General features: G+C 70.7%; 10 protein-coding genes. 3 read left to right on the top strand and 7 right to left on the bottom strand.

The window, feature by feature from the left end; all coding sequences use genetic code 11:
• Positions 1–89 precede the first annotated feature (89 nt).
• Positions 90–1,133 (bottom strand): substrate-binding domain-containing protein, encoded by a 1,044-nt coding sequence (locus ACGFWE_RS08875; protein ID WP_352381802.1) that lies wholly within the window; start codon positions 1,131–1,133, stop codon positions 90–92.
• 307 nt (positions 1,134–1,440) lie between these two features.
• Here ACGFWE_RS08875 and ACGFWE_RS08870 point away from each other — a divergent pair, with 307 nt between their 5' ends.
• Positions 1,441–3,027, top strand: coding sequence for a carboxylesterase/lipase family protein (locus tag ACGFWE_RS08870; RefSeq protein ID WP_393598831.1), 1,587 nt, complete (start codon positions 1,441–1,443; stop codon positions 3,025–3,027).
• 139 nt (positions 3,028–3,166) lie between these two features.
• On the opposite strand, the gene ACGFWE_RS08865 is transcribed toward ACGFWE_RS08870, so the two are convergent.
• From ACGFWE_RS08865 to ACGFWE_RS08840, 6 genes are all read right to left on the bottom strand, one after another.
• On the bottom strand, positions 3,167–4,867 hold the full coding sequence (locus tag ACGFWE_RS08865) for an alpha-amylase family protein (protein ID WP_352381798.1): 1,701 nt from the start codon (positions 4,865–4,867) through the stop codon (positions 3,167–3,169).
• The gene (locus ACGFWE_RS08860) at positions 4,858–5,862 is read right to left on the bottom strand and encodes a TIGR03885 family FMN-dependent LLM class oxidoreductase (protein WP_393598829.1); all 1,005 of its coding nucleotides are present in this window, start codon (positions 5,860–5,862) and stop codon (positions 4,858–4,860) included. The genes ACGFWE_RS08865 and ACGFWE_RS08860 overlap by 10 nt, the downstream gene beginning before the upstream one ends.
• Before the next feature lie 222 nt (positions 5,863–6,084).
• Complete coding sequence (locus ACGFWE_RS08855) at positions 6,085–6,378, bottom strand: hypothetical protein (RefSeq protein ID WP_393598828.1); 294 nt, start codon at positions 6,376–6,378, stop codon at positions 6,085–6,087.
• Between the two features lie 122 nt (positions 6,379–6,500).
• Positions 6,501–6,695, bottom strand: coding sequence for an antitoxin (locus ACGFWE_RS08850; RefSeq protein ID WP_352381792.1), 195 nt, complete (start codon positions 6,693–6,695; stop codon positions 6,501–6,503).
• A gap of 268 nt (positions 6,696–6,963) precedes the next feature.
• Positions 6,964–7,905: a homocysteine S-methyltransferase gene (gene mmuM / locus ACGFWE_RS08845; RefSeq protein ID WP_393598826.1), complete on the bottom strand. Its 942-nt coding sequence runs from the start codon at positions 7,903–7,905 to the stop codon at positions 6,964–6,966.
• Positions 7,906–8,281: 376 nt separating this feature from the next.
• The gene (locus ACGFWE_RS08840) at positions 8,282–10,366 is read right to left on the bottom strand and encodes an autotransporter (RefSeq protein WP_393598824.1); all 2,085 of its coding nucleotides are present in this window, start codon (positions 10,364–10,366) and stop codon (positions 8,282–8,284) included.
• A gap of 191 nt (positions 10,367–10,557) precedes the next feature.
• On the opposite strand from ACGFWE_RS08840, the gene ACGFWE_RS08835 reads away from it, so the two are divergent.
• Positions 10,558–11,634 carry a family 43 glycosylhydrolase gene (locus ACGFWE_RS08835; protein WP_393598822.1) on the top strand — a complete coding sequence of 359 codons (1,077 nt, stop codon included), beginning with the start codon at positions 10,558–10,560 and terminating at the stop codon, positions 11,632–11,634.
• The gene (locus ACGFWE_RS08830; RefSeq protein ID WP_352381785.1) at positions 11,631–13,043 is read left to right on the top strand and encodes an RICIN domain-containing protein; all 1,413 of its coding nucleotides are present in this window, start codon (positions 11,631–11,633) and stop codon (positions 13,041–13,043) included. Before ACGFWE_RS08835 ends, ACGFWE_RS08830 begins: the two co-directional genes overlap by 4 nt.
• Positions 13,044–13,241 lie beyond the last annotated feature (198 nt).

Below are 13,241 nucleotides of genomic sequence, written 5' to 3'. Positions count from 1 at the left end.
GCCCGTTCGCCCCGGCCAGTTCCCCTCGCCCGCGGATGACCGAAGCTGAACGAATCCGGCGGTGGGTGGCCCCTGCAGCCGGTCGACGTTCAGTCGCGCGGCGGGGCCGTGCTGGCCCGCTCCACCAGCCGCGTCGACAGCTCGGTCCGGGTGCTCTCCGGCCGGTCGCCCTCCACCATGCGCACCAGCAGCCGCAGGGCCGTCGCCGCCATCTCCGACAGGGGCTGACGGACCGTGGTGAGGGCCGGCGTGGTCCAGCGGGCCTCGGGGAGGTCGTCGAAACCCACGACGCTGATGTCGTCGGGGACACGCAGGCCGCGTCCGGCCAGGGCCTCGTACACGCCGAGGGCCATGTGGTCGGAGCAGACGAAGACCGCGGTGGGCGGTTCGGGCAGATCGAGGAGTTCCAGCGTGCGGCGGTGGGCCGCGCTCTGGTCGAACCCGGCGTGGCGGACGTACTCGGGACGCTGCCGTATCCCCGCCGCGGCGAGCGCGGAACGGTAGCCCGCCACCCGCGCGCTGCTGCACATCCTGCGCTGGTGACCGGCGACGACCGCGATGCGCTCATGGCCGAGCGCGAGCAGGTGCTCGGTCGCGGTCACCCCGCCCTGCCAGTTCGCCGCGCCCACCGAGACCACGCCCGGCGGCGGCTCCAGATCCGGGTCGATCAGGACGTAGGGGATGCGCTGCTGGTCCAGCCAGCCGTACTGCGACGACGTCAGCTCGGCCAGGTTGAACAGCACCCCCGAGGAGCCGCGGGCGGTGAGCTTGTCCATCCAGCCGCGATCCGGGCGCCCCGCCCGGTTCCGGGGCAGCCCGGCCGAGACCACCACCTCCAGGCCCGCGTCGTGGGCGGCCGCCTCCACCCCGTGCAGCACCGCCCCCGACCAGGAGGTCTCCAGGGAGTGCACGACGAGGTCGACGAGGCCCGACGACTTCGCCGCGTCGAACCTCGGTCTGCGGACGTACCCGAGCCGGTCCAGTGCCTCGGTGACCCGTCGGCGCGTCTCGGGAGCCACGTCCTCGCGGCCGTTGACCACCTTGGAGGCGGTCGGCACCGAGACGCCCGCCTCCCGGGCCACGACCGCCAGCGTGGGTCCGGCCGCCACGCTCGCACTCCCCGTGCGGACCATCGGGAACCACCTCTCCGGCCCGCCCGAGGGCCATGAAAGTTTCGACCAGCGCGGAAATAGTAAGCGCTTCCTACCCTAGGTTCGCCCGATGAAGTCGGGAAGAGGTCCGGCTTGGCGGGTCTTCAGGACCTCCTGACTTTCGAAACGTCGAACGCTCACCCACAGACCTGGCGGGTGTCTCAGTCGCGGACGCAGCGATCGATCATGTACGCCAAGTAGCGGCTGGCCCACGCTCTGCACCGGAATACGGAGCGGAAATGTGGTGCTCTGTTGTTCATGGTGCAGTAGTGCGGTGAGGAGGCTGGGGATGACAGGAGTCCAGTCGGCACCCGTGGTCAGCACGCCGTACGGGCACGTGCGCGGCCGGTACGAGGACGGCGTCGCGGTTTTCCGGGGCATCCCGTACGCGGCCCCGCCCTTCGGTCCCCGCCGCTTCCGGCCGCCGCAGCCGCCCGAACCCTGGGACGGTGTCCGCGACACGGTCGACTTCGGGCCGACGGCGCCGAAACCGCCGTACTCCGACGCCTTCGCGCAGTACCTCTCCGACCCGTCCGTGCCCGGCGACGACTGCCTCAACCTCAACGTGTGGACCCCCGAGCCCGGCCCCGGAGCCCGCCTCCCGGTCCTGGTGTGGCTGCACGGCGGCGCGTTGACCAGGGGATCCTCCGCGGTGCCGGTGTACGACGGGCATTCCTTCGCCCGGAACGGCGTCGTGTTCGTCTCGGTCAACTACCGGCTCGGCGTCGAGGGCTACGGCCTCTTCCCGGACACCCCTGCCAACCCCGGCCTGCGCGACCAGCTCGCCGCGCTCACCTGGGTCCACGCGGCGATCGAGGCCTTCGGCGGCGACCCCGGGCGGGTGACGCTGGCCGGGCAGTCGGCCGGCGCGATCAGTACCGGCGCCCTGCTGGCCGCTCCGCAGGCCCAGGGACTGGTCCGGCGGGCGGTTCTCCAGAGCGGGCCGCCCGAGGTGGGCGACCGCGACAAGGTACGGCGGATGGTGCGCCGGATGGCCACCCGGCTGAAAATCCCCGCGACCGCGGCGGCCTTCGCCGACGTCGACCGTGACCTGCTGCTGCGAACCCAGGCCGAGGTGGGCCGGCTCAGCAGCCCGGTCCTCGGCGGTCCCGCGTTCGGGATCGTGGTCGACGGCGACCTCGTGCCGCGTGATCCGCTGGAGGCGCTCACCGACCCGGGTGCCGGCGTCGCGAAGGACGTCGAGCTGATGCTGGGCTGGACCAGCGACGAGTACCGCCTGTGGCTCGTCCCCGGGGGGCTCCTGGAGCGCGTCGAACGGCTCGGCCCTGTCGCCCTCGCCGGTGCCATGGCCCGCTGCCACTGCGGCTCCGAGGTGGTCCGCGGCTACCGCGCCCTGCACCCCGACGCCGGCACCGCCGAGACCGTCGGCCAGATGGTCACCGACCACCTGCTCCGCATCCCGCTGCACCGCCTCGCCGAGGCCCGCCCGGGCACGTCGTACGTCTACGAGTTCGCCTGGCCCTCCCACCTGCCGTACCTCGGCGCCTGCCACGGCCTGGAACTGGGCTTCGTCTTCGACACCGGCGACACCCCCGAGTCCGCCAAGCTCGCGGGCGAGGGCGCCCCGGCCGAGCTCGCCGACGCCATGCACGGGGCATGGGTGCGCTTCGCCGCCGACGGCGACCCCGGCTGGCAGGCCTGGGACGGCACCCACCCCGTGCAGATCTTCGGCAAGGGCGACCCCTACGTCGTATCCGGCCCTCGGAACGACGATTTCGCGGTATGGACGGCGGACCCGACGACCGAGGAGACGGCGCCCGTGTCGGAACCGGCGGAGGGCTGGCCGGCGCGCACGGCGGAACTGCGGTCGGTCGTACGACGGCTGCGGCGCTCGGGGCTCGCGCGGCGGCACTGAGGGTGACCGAGTCCCGGACCACCACGTGGGTGCCCAGCAGCAGGTGCCGTACGGCGGGGTCCTCCGCCGTACGGCCCAGCGCGGTGCGTACGGCGAGGCGGCCCAGCCGGCGTGGCTCGGGGCCGCCACTCACAGGTTGTCAGCCGGACGCGATGCTTTCGGGGTCGTCCGCCGGGGTGCCGACGCGGAGCCACCGATAGCCGTACGGGGGCAGGTCGACGTGGAACATGCCGTCCTCGCCTGCCTTGAGACCGCTGTGTCCCTCGTCGAGCAGGTCCGTCAGCCGCCCGCCGGATCCGGCCTCGGCCAGTTCCAGCCGTACGGTGTGAGGCCGGTCCGCGAAGTTGTGGACGGCCAGCACGGTGCCGTCGCCGGCGCGGCAGACGTGCGCCAGCACGGCGTCCTCCCCTGTCGTGAGCAAGCGGTAGTCCCCCCAGGCCAGTTCGGGGGCCTCCCGGTAGCGTTCGATGAACAGACGCATGCGGCTCAGCAGGGAAGCAGGATCGCGGCTCTGCTCGTACACGTTGACCTTCTGGGGGCCGAACGCTCCGTCCACCAGCGGGTTGGGGAAGGCGTCCGGCTCGGCGGTGGAGAACCCGGCGCCCTTCTCCGGGGTCCACTGCATCGGGGTGCGTACGGCCTGGCGTCCCTCCGCGGCCAGGTTCTCGCCCATGCCGAGTTCCTCGCCGTAGAAGAGCACAGGGGTGCCCGGGAGGGTGAACAGCAGGCTGTAGGCCAGTTCGACGCGGCGTCGGTCGCCGTCGACCATGGGCGGGAGCCTGCGCCGCAGCCCGCGGTCGTACAACTGCATGTCCTTCTCCGGGCCGAAGGACGCGAACACCTCGGCCCGTTCGGCGTCGCTGAGTTTGTCGAGGGTGAGTTCGTCGTGGTTGCGCACGAACATCGCCCAGTGGGCGTCGCGCGGCGCCGCGGGGCGGTCGCGCAGTGCGGCGGCCAGCGGCCTGGCGTCGTGGCGTGCCATCGACAGGTACATCTGCTGCATCGCGACGAAGTCGAAGCACATGGTGAGCTCGTCGCCGCGGTCCGAGGACGGGTCGCCGAAGAAGCGCGTGGTGCCGTCGTAGGGCAGGTTGACCTCGCCGAGCAGGACCGACTCGCCGTTGCGGCGGCCGAGGAAGGCACGCAGGTCGGCGAGGTACTCGTGCGGGTCGGGCAGTTCCCCCGCGTCGCTCTGTCCGTCGGTCTCCAGCAGGAAGGGCACGGCGTCGACCCGGAAGCCGGACAGGCCGAGCTGGGTCCAGAAGCCCATGATGCGGGCTATCTCGTCACGGACCTCGGGGTGGGCGACGTTGAGGTCGGGCTGCTGCTTATAGAAGCGGTGCAGGTAGTACTGGCCGCTGCCCTCGTCGTACTCCCACAGGCTGTCCTCCGCGTCGGGGAAGACCACGCCCTGGGGACCGTCCTCCGGTGGCTCGTCCTTCCAGACGTACCAGTCGCGGTGGGCGGAGTCCCGGCCGGAGCGGGCGTCCTGGAACCAGGGGTGCTCCTCGGAGGTGTGGTTGACGACGAGATCGGCGATCACGCGGATGCCGCGGTCGCGCGCGGTGCGGACGAACTCGGCGAAGTCGCCGAGGGTGCCCAGGCGCGGGTCCACGCCGTAGAAGTCCGTGATGTCGTAGCCGTCGTCGCGCTCCCGCGTGGGGTAGAAGGGCATCAGCCACACGCAGGTCACGCCAAGGCGCACCAGGTGGTCGATGCGCTGGGTGAGCCCCGCGAAGTCTCCGATGCCGTCGCCGTTGCCGTCCTGGTACGTCTCGACGTCCAGGCAGTACACCACCGCGTTCTTCCACCACAGGTCGGACGTGCGGGTCAGACGCATCGGTACTCCTTCGCCGTGGCGGGAATCGGGCGGGTCACGTCGAGTCGCGGCAGCACCTCGGCGCCGAACGCGTCGATGAACGCGGCCTGTTCCCGGCCCACATGGTGCAGCATCACCGCGTCGAACCCCAGGTCGGCGTACTCCTGGAGCCGGGCGGCGTGCCGGCCGAGGTCGGAGGAGACGTCGACCGTGCGCGCCACCTCCTCGGGGGTGACGTGCTCGCTGACGACATCGAACAGTTCCGCGGAGTCGAGGTCCCAACTGACCGGCGGGGCGTGCACGTTGGTCCGCCACTGGTCGTGCGCGAGGGCGAGTGCCTCGGCCTCGTCGGGCGCCCAGCTCAGGTGCACCTGGAGGTGGAGAGGGCCACGCCCGCCCGCGTCACGGTACGCGCCGATGATCTCGCGCAGGCGTTCGCGCGGGGCGTTGACCGTGATCAGTCCGTCCGCCCACTCGGCGCACCAGGCCGCGGTGGCAGTGCTGCACGCGGCTCCTATCAGCGGCGGTTCCTCGGGCGGCAGCGTCCACAGCCGGGCCCGGTCCACGGTCACCAGCCCGTCGTGGCTGACCTCCTCGCCCCGCAGCAGCGCCCGGATGACGTCGACGCACTCCCGCAGGCGCGCGGAACGGATGTCCTTGCGGGGCCAGCGCGCGCCGGTGATGTGTTCATTGGAGGCCTCTCCGGTGCCGAGCGCTGTCCAGAACCGGCCCGGGTTCATGGACGCGAGCGTGGCGATCGCCTGGGCGACGACGGCGGGATGGTAGCGCTGGCCGGGCGCGTTCACCACACCGAACGGCACCTGATCGGTGGCCTGGAGAGCGGCTCCGAGCCAGGACCAGGCGAAGCCGGACTCCCCCTGACGCACGCTCCACGGCGAGAAGTGGTCCGAGCACATGGCGGCGGTGAAGCCCGCCTGCTCCGCGCGTACCACGGCGTCGAGCAGATCCGCTGGCGGAATCTGCTCGTGCGAGGCATGTAATCCGTAGACAGTCATGGCAAGCGACTACCCCCCGGACGGTCCCTCAGCGGGCGCCGACCGCCGAGTGTCGGCGCCAACGGAACTCCTGCGCCGCGCGATGCGTGTGATGGGGTGGAGGTGGCCCCGGGAGGCGTCCCTGAGAGAACGTCCACGGGTGGCGGCCCTCGACGCCGACGGCTTCGTGTCCGGCCGAGCGCCGCCGCGGGTCCGCGGGCCCCGGGCCCGCAGGTCCGTGGGTCAGGCGCTCGCGTGGCGACGCACGGCCGGCCTCCCTGGAGCGGCGTGGTGGGCTGGCCGGTCGGCGGTCTCGGACCGGTGCTGCCGCAGCCACAGGGTCGTCGCGGACAGCAGGCCGGCGAAGACGACCAAGAGGAGTACGGGCACCCACATCTGCCGACTGCCGAAGTTCTGCAAGCCTCCCCAAGCGGCGGTCGCCGCCCAGAGAAGAGCGCCCAGCGCGTAGAAGGCTCGGATGCGGCGCATCTGCCGTACCGCCCGCAGGAGCTTGGAGTGATCGTTCTTCGGTGCCATGCGGGCCGTGTACCCCCGATCTCTCCTCTCGATCAGCCCAAGAGGACTTGTCGTGCCCCGGAGCCGGCCACACGTCTTCGGCCCCCGGCTGTGCGCCGGGGGCCGAAGGTCGGTCATGCGCGTCAGCGCTCCGTCGTACCGCTGTCCCGGTAGGTGCGACGGGCCGCGTCGGCGGCCTTGTCGGTCTGGGCGTCGTACTTGTTCCCGGTCCGCTCGTCGACCATGCGCTCAGCGCGCGTCACGCCCTTGTCGGCCTGGTCCGGGTGGCCCTTCGCCATTGCCTTGGCCTTGTTCGCCATGTCGCCCAGCTTGCCCATGAGGTACCTCCCGCGATAGCGCGTGCGTCGTACCTGGCGGCGAGTACCCGGTGGGCCCGGGGCAAATCATCCCGAACGGACCGGCGGGCACACCACGCGGACGGACATGCTGCTCGTGGACGAGCAGCGGCCCGAGCAGCCCATCCGCAACGAGGTGTTCCCGGCCGGCCCGGTAGCGGCGAATGCAACAGCCGCCTGACAAAGCCCCCGGGGCGAAAAGGCGCACCGTTCCCGCTAACGCACCGTTCCCGCTAACGCACCGCTCCCGCTAACGCACCGCTCCCGCAATCCCCGAGATCGCCTCAGGACCAACCCGGCAGCATCCCCCGATCAGCCGTGCGCCCGACTCCCTCCACCCCATGACCTCGTCCGACGTGAACGAGGACCGTCCCTCCCAGCGGCGCGCCCCCGCGTTCCAGGACTCCCCGCTGTTGGGGTAGACGACGACCGGCTTGCCGGTGACCCGCGCGGCCGTCTCGATCGCGTGGTCCACGTCCTCCGGCACACAGCAGTTGACGCCGACCGCGATGATCTCGTCCACGTCGGCGGCCAGGGCGAACGCCTCCTCCAGGGGCTGGCCCGCCCGGGTGCGGTCGCCGGCGACGGAGTAGGAGAGCCAGGCCGGGACACCGAGGCCACGGATCGCGCCGAGCAGCGCCCGCGCCTCGTCGCTGTCGGGGATCGTCTCCAGGGCCAGGACGTCGGGCCCGGCCGCCGCGAGCACCTCGAGGCGGGGCCGGTGGAAGGCCTCCAGCTCGGCCACGCTCAGGCCGTAGCGCCCCCGGTACTCCGAGCCGTCCGCGAGCATCGCGCCGTACGGCCCGACCGAGGCCGCCACGTACAGCGGCCGCCGGACCCCCTTCGCCCGGGCCTGCCGCGTCGCCTCGCGCGCCAACTCGACGCTCAGGGCCAGCAGTTCCGCCGCTCGCTCGCGCTCGATCCCGCGCTCGGCGAACCCCTCGAAGGTGGCCTGGTAGCTGGACGTGATCGCCACGTCCGCGCCCGCCTCGTAGTACGCGAGATGCGCCTCGGTGATCGCCTCGGGCCGCTCCGCGAGCAGCCGCGCCGACCACAGTCCGTCGCTCAGGTCGTGCCCGGCGGACTCCAGCTGGTTGGACATGCCGCCGTCGAGCACGACCGGGCCGGCGGCGAGGGCCTCGGCGAAGGGGCGGGCGAGGGCGTCGGGGACTTCCGGGGTGTCGCTGGTCATGCCTCGACGCTAACCGAAGGGCCGCAAGACGGCCGCGGCTGTCCGGTCCGCGAACACCGGGACCAGTATGCGGGACCACGCTCACCCGCAGGCACGACCCGGACACCGGCCTCGTGGCGGCCAAAGCGGCGGAGATCCCCGGCTCCGCCCCCGCCCCCGAGACGGGCCGGGTTCCCGCGTGGAGCGGACGGCGGCGCTCAAGGGCCTCACCCGGACCCAGGACATCACCGGACCGTGGGCGGCTGCCCGGGGACGCCCGGGACGGGAAGCACGGTCGAGGAAGGCAGGGCGGCCGAGCACAGATCGATCGACGGGCACGTACGGCAGGCCGGCCCTCCAGGGGCGGCCCGCTCTTCCCGCCCCGCCCCGGCACCGATCACTGCGCCGCATGGCGTCCGCCCCGCTGCTGCCTGCCCTGCCTTCTCACCGTCGGCGGGATCACCAGGCCGACCAGCAGTCCCACCGCCAGGAGGTACGGCCACCAGCCCAGCCCCTCGGCCACCTCAGCCGTGGCGTGGGGTGCCACGGCCGCTGCCCTCGGCGTCGTGGCGGAGCGGACGCTCGGGGACGCGGTTGCCGAGACGGCGGTCAGTACGACGTCGTTGCCGTCGCCGCCCCGATAGGTGATCCGGTACGTCGTGTCGGCGAGCTCGAGCCGCGTGCCCTCCTTCAGGCCCTTGAAGGCACCCTTGGTCTTCGACGTGCCCTTGTTGTCCAGCACGGTGATCCTGCGCGCCGGGTCGGTCCCGGCTGCCGAGAAGTCGAGCTCACCGGCAAGCCGTACCGGGCCGGTCACCTTCAACGGACCTTCTCGTAGGACCAGTTCACCCTTCGCGCTCTGCGTGTAACCGCCGTTGACCGTGAGGCCGCCCGCCACCACACCCTTGTTGATGACCGCGCCCTTCACCGTGCCCTTGCCGGACAGCGAGGAGACCACGCGAAGACCGGCCGAGCCTGCGTCCAGCCGTGCGGCCGTCGAAGTCAGCCGGATTCCCTTGCTGTGAGCGAGAGTTGCTCCGGACCGCAGGGCGAGCGTGCCCTTCTCGACCGTCGTCGTCCCCGTGTACGTCACCGCGCTTCCGGTCAGTGTCGTCGTCGCCCTGCCCGCCTGGGTGAGGGAGCCGCTGCCGCTGATCCGGGGCAGGGTGAGGGACTTGGCCGCGTTGTCGAGCACGAGCGAGCCGTCGTTCACGACCTTGTAGTGGGCGCCCCCGGTGTAGAGGCCGCCGTCGCCGCCGGACCTGCCGTTCCCGAGCCGGAGCACGGCACCCTTCTCGACGGTCGTGGAACCGTCGTAGTACTGGACGGCCGCGAAGGTGACGTCATTGCCCTTCGTCCCCTTGATGACGATGTCCCCCGCGCCGGGCGCGGACAGGGTGTCGTGGAAGCGGCCGCCGCCGATGGGGGCGCCCAGGGTGACCGGCCCGTTGTAGTCGAAGGTCAGGAGTGAACGGGAGCGCGCGGCCAGCAGGTTGATGTAGACCGTCTGTGCTGTGCCCGGCATGAAGATCCGGTGGGTCGTCCCGTCGCCCCACTGGACGTTCGCGCCCTTGATGTTGGTGCCGCGCTTGTTGACGTTCTTGGTGGCCGGCGTCCAGTTCAGGGCGGGATCGCTGAGCGAGGGATCGGTGTCACCGCCCTGGTTCGACCAGCTGTACTGGCCCGTGAGGATCACCTTGCCGCCCGGCCGGGACTGGACGTTGATGTCGCTGCCGTACTCGCGCTGGTAGAAGTCCATCCGCTGGGTGACGGTCTGCCCCAGCGGGGTGTCCACGGTCCAGGTGCCCTGGTTGAGCACCTTGCGCACGCCAGGCAGCGCGGTCGCGTACTCGGGCCGCCCGGCGTTGGCCTGTGTGCCGTTGTCGATGACCCCCGCGAACGGGCCGGACGTCAGGTCCCAGGTGCCCCAGAGGAAGCGCGGCTGGGTGATCAGACCGGAGCCGCTGACGCTGCCCAGGTTGTAGGCGCTCTTCAGGGACAGCCGCAGGGTGCCGTCGACCCGGATGTTGTCCTGGTTCAGCCGGAACGCCGGTGTGCTGTACGGGAAGTGGCCGATCAGGCCGGTCGTCCCGCCGTTGCCGTACTGGAGGGTCGCCCCGCGCTCGACCGTGACCGCGGGCGGGTCCGGGCGGGTCGTGGTGACGTACGGGTGGTTGCCGCCGAGCGTCCGCACGGACTGACGCTGCCGGGACCCGGGCAGCGTGAAGTCACTGTCCTTGGTGAGGATCAGCGTCCCGTTGCCGCGCACGGTGAGCGTGCCCCGGCCGCGGAAGACCCCGTCGTACGTCGTCGTCCCCGGCGGCACGGTGACGACCGTGTCGCCGGTCAGGGTGACGTCCCGGTCCGCGAGGACGTCGGCGGTGGCGTCCCGGGGACCGGCGGCCAGAGCCGGGGGAGCCCAGGCCAGGAGGGTGACGAGGACGCCCACGGCCGCTGCTGTCTGGTGGATTTGGCTGCGCACATGATCGGAGACGCACGGAGGTCTGACCGATAACAGAAATCTGGAAGGCAGAAAGCGCCTTCTTCTGATCGCGTCCGACCCGTTGACCTCCTGGTTCCCCAGCCGTACCTTTCGGCTGTTCGCAATAACAACAGATGTTCTCAATATCGAACATCACTCTCAGGACACCCCCCATCCGAGAGGCAGTCCGTATGAGCCGCGCCCCCGAAGTCCCCCATCGACGACTGCTGCTGAAGGGTGCCCTGGCCGCGGGCGCCCTGGCCGTGACCCCCACAGCCGCCGAAGCCGCCCCGCGCCCGAAGAAGGCCGCGCCCTTCGTGAACCCCCTCGTCCGCAACCGCGCGGACCCGTACATCCACCGTCACACCGACGGCTACTACTACTTCACCGCCACCGTCCCCGAGTACGACCGCATCATCCTGCGCCGCTCGCGGACCATCAACGGCCTCACGGGTGCCGACGAGTCCGTCATCTGGACCAAGCACCCGACCGGTGTCATGGGCGCCCACATCTGGGCGCCCGAGATCCACCGCGTGGGCGGCAAGTGGTACATCTACTTCGCCTCCGCGCCCGCCGAGAGCGTCTGGGACATCCGCATCTGGGTCCTGGAGAACTCCAACCCCAATCCCTTCCAGGGGACTTGGGTGGAGAAGGGCCAGGTCAAAACCGCCTGGGAGACCTTCTCCCTGGACGCCACCACCTTCTCCCACCGGGGCAGCCGCTACCTCGCCTGGGCCCAGCACGAGCCCGGCCTGGACAACAACACCGGCATCTTTCTGTCGAGGATGGCGAACCCCTGGACCCTGACGGGCCCTCAGATCCGGCTCTCCACCCCGGAGTACGACTGGGAGTGCATCGGCTACAAGGTCAACGAAGGGCCCTCGGTCATCGCCCGCCACGGCCGGCTCTTCCTGTCCTACTCGGCCAGCGCCACCGACTACCACTACTGCATGGGCCTGCTCACCGTGGACGCTGACGCCGACCTCATGAACCCGGCGAGCTGGTCCAAGTCGCCGACCCCCGTCTTCACCAGCAACGACACCACCAGGCAGTACGGCCCCGGCCACAACTGCTTCACCGTCGCCGAGGACGGCCGCAGCGACGTCCTCGTCTACCACGCCCGCCAGTACAAGGAGATCGTCGGCGACCCGCTGAACGACCCCAACCGCCACACCCGCGTCCAGAAGCTCGGCTGGCACGCGGACGGCACCCCGAACTTCGGCACACCGGTGGCGGACACCGCCACGAACACGGAGGTCGCGTCATGAGACGTGCATACGCCGTACTGCTCGCCCTGTGTCTGGCCCTGGCCGGCGCCCTCGCGACCGCCGGACCGGCCCAGGCCGCCCCGCTGACCGTCCCCAACGGCGTCCAGTTCACGGACACCTCGGGCAACGCCCTGCACGCCCACGGCGGCGGGGTCATCAAGGTCGGCTCCTACTACTACTGGTTCGGCGAGGACCGCAACGCCGACAACACCTTCCGGTACGTGGACGCCTACCGCTCCACCGACCTGAAGAACTGGGAGTTCAGGAACCACGTCCTGACCCAGTCCAGCGCCGCCGAGCTGGGGACCGCCTACATCGAGCGGCCCAAGGTCGTCTACAACGCGTCCACCGGCAAGTTCGTGATGTGGATGCACAAGGAGAACGGCACCGACTACAGCGAGGCCCGCGCGGCCGTCGCCGTCTCCTCCACGGTCGACGGGAGCTACACCTACCAGGGCAGCTTCCGCCCGCTGGGCGACAACATGTCCCGCGACATCACGACGTTCGTCGACACCGACGGCACCGGTTACATGGTCTCGGCGGCCAACGAGAACTACGACCTGCACATCTACAAGCTCACCGCCGACTACACCGGCATCGCGAGCCTGGTCGCCAACCCGTGGGTCGGCGGACACCGCGAGGCGCCGGCGCTGTTCAAGCGGGGCAGCGTCTACTTCATGCTCACGTCGGGCGCCACCGGCTGGAATGCCAACCAGCAGCAGTACGCCACCGCCACCTCCCTCGCCGGTCCGTGGACCTCGATGACGAACGTCGGTGACTCCACGGCCTACAACTCGCAGACCGCGTACGTCCTTCCGGTGCAGGGCACGTCGGGCACCTCGTACCTCTACATGGGCGACCGCTGGGGCAACTCCTTCGGCGGGACCGTCAACGACTCGCGGTACGTGTGGCTGCCGTTGACCTTCCCGAGCTCCACCACGATGTCCATGTCCTGGTACCCCGAGGTCACCGTCGACACGGCGGCCGGGACGGTCGGCGGCACCAGCGCCACGTACAACACGCTGATCGCCCGGCACTCCTCCAAGTGCGCCGACGTGACCAGCCAGTCGCTGTGGCAGGGCGCCCAGATCAAGCAGTACGACTGCAACGGCGGAGGCAACCAGAAGTACTGGTTCAAGTCCGTCGGCAGCGGCTACTACCAGCTGGTGGTCAGGAACAGCTCCCTGTGCGTGCAGGAGAACGCGAGCACGATCAGCCAGGAGAACTGCAGCGCGTCCGCCACGAGCCAGCAGTGGTCGCTGACCACCACCGGCTCGTACGTGAACATCAAGTCCCGCGCGAGTGGTAAGTGCCTGGACGTGAACGGCGCGTCCACCGCCAACGGCGCCGCCATCATCACGTACGCCTGCGGAACTGGCACCAACCAGCAGTGGACCAGAGGTAGTTAGACGTCGATTCCCGCTCGCGCCAGAGATTAAAGAGTTGGGCAACGGGCCCTCACTTCTGGCGCGATCGGGAAAAGGCCAGGTCGTTACGAGAGAGCCATGATCACGTCATGCGGGAGCTGAAGGGGCCGGACATTCTCTTTTTCGGTCATCGACTTCCTCCCACAGGAACGAGCAGGACAATGGCGACAACGACTTCAG

It is taken from the genome of Streptomyces sp. NPDC048523, assembly GCF_043199815.1.
Classification (GTDB): domain Bacteria; phylum Actinomycetota; class Actinomycetes; order Streptomycetales; family Streptomycetaceae; genus Streptomyces.
This window is presented reverse-complemented; position numbering and strand designations above follow the sequence as displayed.

Bases quoted from the DNA above. Each gene is read 5' to 3' on its own strand.
- ACGFWE_RS08875 (WP_352381802.1), bottom strand. From the start codon at position 1,133: ATGGTCCGCACGGGGAGTGCGAGCGTGGCGGCCGGACCCACGCTGGCG.
- ACGFWE_RS08870 (WP_393598831.1), top strand. From the start codon at position 1,441: ATGACAGGAGTCCAGTCGGCACCCGTGGTCAGCACGCCGTACGGGCAC.
- ACGFWE_RS08865 (WP_352381798.1), bottom strand. From the start codon at position 4,867: ATGCGTCTGACCCGCACGTCCGACCTGTGGTGGAAGAACGCGGTGGTG.
- ACGFWE_RS08860 (WP_393598829.1), bottom strand. From the start codon at position 5,862: ATGACTGTCTACGGATTACATGCCTCGCACGAGCAGATTCCGCCAGCG.
- ACGFWE_RS08855 (WP_393598828.1), bottom strand. From the start codon at position 6,378: ATGGCACCGAAGAACGATCACTCCAAGCTCCTGCGGGCGGTACGGCAG.
- ACGFWE_RS08850 (WP_352381792.1), bottom strand. From the start codon at position 6,695: ATGGGCAAGCTGGGCGACATGGCGAACAAGGCCAAGGCAATGGCGAAG.
- mmuM (WP_393598826.1), bottom strand. From the start codon at position 7,905: ATGACCAGCGACACCCCGGAAGTCCCCGACGCCCTCGCCCGCCCCTTC.
- ACGFWE_RS08835 (WP_393598822.1), top strand. From the start codon at position 10,558: ATGAGCCGCGCCCCCGAAGTCCCCCATCGACGACTGCTGCTGAAGGGT.
- ACGFWE_RS08830 (WP_352381785.1), top strand. From the start codon at position 11,631: ATGAGACGTGCATACGCCGTACTGCTCGCCCTGTGTCTGGCCCTGGCC.